This is a genomic window from Pedobacter cryoconitis (assembly GCF_014200605.1).
Classification (GTDB): Bacteria; Bacteroidota; Bacteroidia; order Sphingobacteriales; family Sphingobacteriaceae; genus Pedobacter; species Pedobacter cryoconitis_B.
The window spans coordinates 1844-5389 of sequence record NZ_JACHCE010000016.1; the positions used below are offsets into that span (position 1 = coordinate 1844).

2 tRNA genes and 2 rRNA genes are annotated in these 3546 nt (G+C 47.8%); all 4 read left to right on the forward strand.

Annotation, left to right across the window (positions count from 1 at the left end):
* The first annotated feature begins 3 nt into the window (after window positions 1–3).
* Window positions 4–77 (forward strand) — tRNA-Ile (locus HDE68_RS26275).
* Between the two features lie 15 nt (window positions 78–92).
* Window positions 93–166: transfer RNA gene (locus tag HDE68_RS26280), tRNA-Ala, on the forward strand.
* A 236-nt stretch (window positions 167–402) separates the two neighbouring features.
* Window positions 403–3283 (forward strand): 23S ribosomal RNA (locus HDE68_RS26285).
* A 160-nt stretch (window positions 3284–3443) separates the two neighbouring features.
* A 5S ribosomal RNA gene (gene rrf, locus HDE68_RS26290) occupies window positions 3444–3546 on the forward strand; the annotation flags it as partial.

Consider the following 3546-nt stretch of genomic DNA (forward strand, 5'->3'; position numbering starts at 1 on the left):
TATAGTCCCGTAGCTCAGTTGGTTAGAGCACTACACTGATAATGTAGGGGTCAGCAGTTCAAATCTGCTCGGGACTACATTATATATTCTAAGGGGGATTAGCTCAGCTGGCTAGAGCGCCTGCCTTGCACGCAGGAGGTCAACGGTTCGACTCCGTTATTCTCCACGATTGGCCCATACTTAAGATAAAAGGTATAGGAAATAGGGTAAGAAGTAGTAATACTGAAAACCTGGGACAATAAAGTTCTTTGACATATTGGAAGAAGTTAATAAAGAAGAGCAAACAACAATAGAGACGTTGTTAGCTTGAAGGAACCACTACTATACTTGTATAGGACTGGAACTGTAGGGTTAATAACAATCAAAAAAAGCATTTCCATAGGCGCAAAAGGCTATGGAGAGAAGAAAGTAAGAAAGAGTACACAGGGGATGCCTTGGCTCTCAGAGGCGATGAAGGACGTGATAAGCTGCGATAAGCTCCGGGGATTAGCAAATATGAATTAATCCGGAGATTTCCGAATGGGGAAACCTGGCTAGTTGAAGACTAGTCGCATTACGATGCGCAAACCTGCCGAACTGAAACATCTAAGTAAGCAGAGGAAGAGAAAATAATAATGATTTCCTAAGTAGTGGCGAGCGAACGGGAAAGAGCCCAAACCAGTTATGTTACGGCATAGCTGGGGTTGTAGGACTACAATATGGCATTAATGAAATGAAGTGGAACAGGATGGGAAGCCTGGCAAAATAGCGTGAGAGCCGCGTACACGTAAGTAACATTAGTCTAGTAGTATCCTGAGTACCGCGAGGTCGGAGACGCCTTGTGGGAATCTGCCGGCACCATCCGGTAAGGCTAAATACTCCTGAGAGACCGATAGTGAACCAGTACCGTGAGGGAAAGGTGAAAAGAACCCCGAACAGGGGAGTGAAATAGAACCTGAAACTGTGTACTTACAAGCGGTCGGAGCGTCCAGGTGGCGTGACGGCGTGCCTTTTGCATAATGAGCCTACGAGTTACTCTTCTCTGGCAAGGTTAAGTGTTTAAGACACGCAGCCGAAGCGAAAGCGAGTCTGAATAGGGCGTATAGTCAGGGGAGGTAGACGCGAAACCTTGTGATCTACCCATGGACAGGTTGAAGGTGCGGTAACACGTACTGGAGGACCGAACCGATAAACGTTGAAAAGTTTCCGGATGATCTGTGGGTAGGGGTGAAAGGCTAATCAAACTGGGAAATAGCTCGTACTCCCCGAAATGTTTTTAGGAACAGCGTGGTGGTTAAGTTTATTAGAGGTAGAGCTACTGATTGGGTGCGGGGGAGTCAAATCCTACCAAATCCAGACAAACTCCGAATGCTAATAAATATACACTGCAGTGAGGCCCGGGGTGCTAAGGTCACGGGCCGAGAGGGAAAGAACCCAGACCATCAGCTAAGGTCCCCAAGTTACTACTAAGTTGAACTAACGAGGTGCGATTGCCTAGACAGCTAGGATGTTGGCTTGGAAGCAGCCATTCATTTAAAGAGTGCGTAACAGCTCACTAGTCGAGCGATCGTGCATGGATAATAAACGGGCATAAAGTAGTACACCGAAGCTATGGGTAATATTTAGATATTACGGTAGGGGAGCATTCCAGCGGCAGCGAAGTTATGACGTAAGTTGTGGTGGAGCTTCTGGAAAAGCAAATGTAGGCATAAGTAACGATAAGGCAGGCGAGAAACCTGCCCACCGAAAGGATAAGGTTTCCTGATCAACGCTAATCGGATCAGGGTTAGTCGGGGCCTAAGGAGAACCCGAAGGGGAAATTCGATGGACAACTGGTTAATATTCCAGTACTTTTTATAACTGCGATGTGGGGACGGAGTAGTGACACTGCCGCGATCTGACGGAATAGATCGTTAAAGACTGTAGGTATTGGAGAGGTAGGCAAATCCGCCACTCTAGCTAAAGGTCGATAGTACCGCAAGCCTTCGGGTAAGTGGATAGCGCAGGTAATCAGACTTCCAAGAAAAACCGCTAAGCTTCAGGTTATAAAAACCCGTACCGCAAACCGACACAGGTATCCGGGAAGAGAATTCTAAGGTGCTCGAGTGAATCATGGCTAAGGAACTCGGCAAAATGGCCCTGTAACTTCGGGAGAAGGGGCGCTGACAGCAATGTCAGCCGCAGTGAAAAGGCCCAGGCGACTGTTTAACAAAAACACATGGCTTTGCAAAATCGAAAGATGAAGTATAAGGCCTGACACCTGCCCGGTGCTGGAAGGTTAAGAGGGGATGTCATTCGCAAGGAGAAGCATTGAATCGAAGCCCCAGTAAACGGCGGCCGTAACTATAACGGTCCTAAGGTAGCGAAATTCCTTGTCGGGTAAGTTCCGACCTGCACGAATGGTGTAACGATCTGGGCGCTGTCTCAGCCATGAGCTCGGTGAAATTGTGGTCCCGGTGAAGACGCCGGGTACCCGCAACGGGACGGAAAGACCCCATGCACCTTCACTACAATTTAACATTGACATTGGATACAGGATGTGTAGGATAGGTGGGAGACTATGAAGTGGCATCGCTAGGTGTTGTGGAGTCAACGTTGAAATACCACCCTTTTTGTATTCGGTGTCTAACCCCTGTATGGGGGGACATTGTTTGATGGGTAGTTTGACTGGGGTGGTCGCCTCCAAAAAGGTAACGGAGGCTTTCAAAGGTAAGCTCAATACGCTTGGTAACCGTATGAGGAGTGCAATAGCATAAGCTTGCTTGACTGTGAGGCAGACAAGCCGAGCAGGGTCGAAAGACGGATATAGTGATCCGGTGGTTCTGCATGGAAGGGCCATCGCTCAAAGGATAAAAGGTACGCTGGGGATAACAGGCTGATCTCCCCCAAGAGCTCATATCGACGGGGAGGTTTGGCACCTCGATGTCGGCTCGTCACATCCTGGGGCTGGAGAAGGTCCCAAGGGTTCGGCTGTTCGCCGATTAAAGTGGCACGCGAGCTGGGTTCAGAACGTCGCGAGACAGTTCGGTCCCTATCTGTTGTGGGCGTAGGAATTTTGAGTGGGGCTGACCTTAGTACGAGAGGACCGGGTTGGACTAACCTCTAGTGAATCTGTTGTTCCGCCAGGGGCATTGCAGAGTAGCTACGTTGGGAATAGATAAGCGCTGAAAGCATCTAAGTGCGAAACTAGCCACGAGATGAGAATTCCATATAGGACCGTAGCAGACTACTACGTTGATAGGTTACAGATGTAAAGCTGGTGACAGCATAGTCGAGTAATACTAATCATCCGAAGCTTTCAAGAGCAATAAACTGTTGTTTGTTCTTCATAACTAACTTCTTTCAATAATATGTCATCGTTTGTAGCTCAGAGGCCGAAGGTTAAGAGCGATAAACAATATAAATACTGATCAAAGCGAAATGATGAAATAAAATTCATTATGAGCATTAATTGATAAAGACATTTAGGTGCCTATATCGGTGGTGTCCACCTCTTCCCATTCCGAACAGAGAAGTTAAGCCCACCAGAGCCGATGGTACTGCGGTAACACGTGGGAGAGTAGGTCG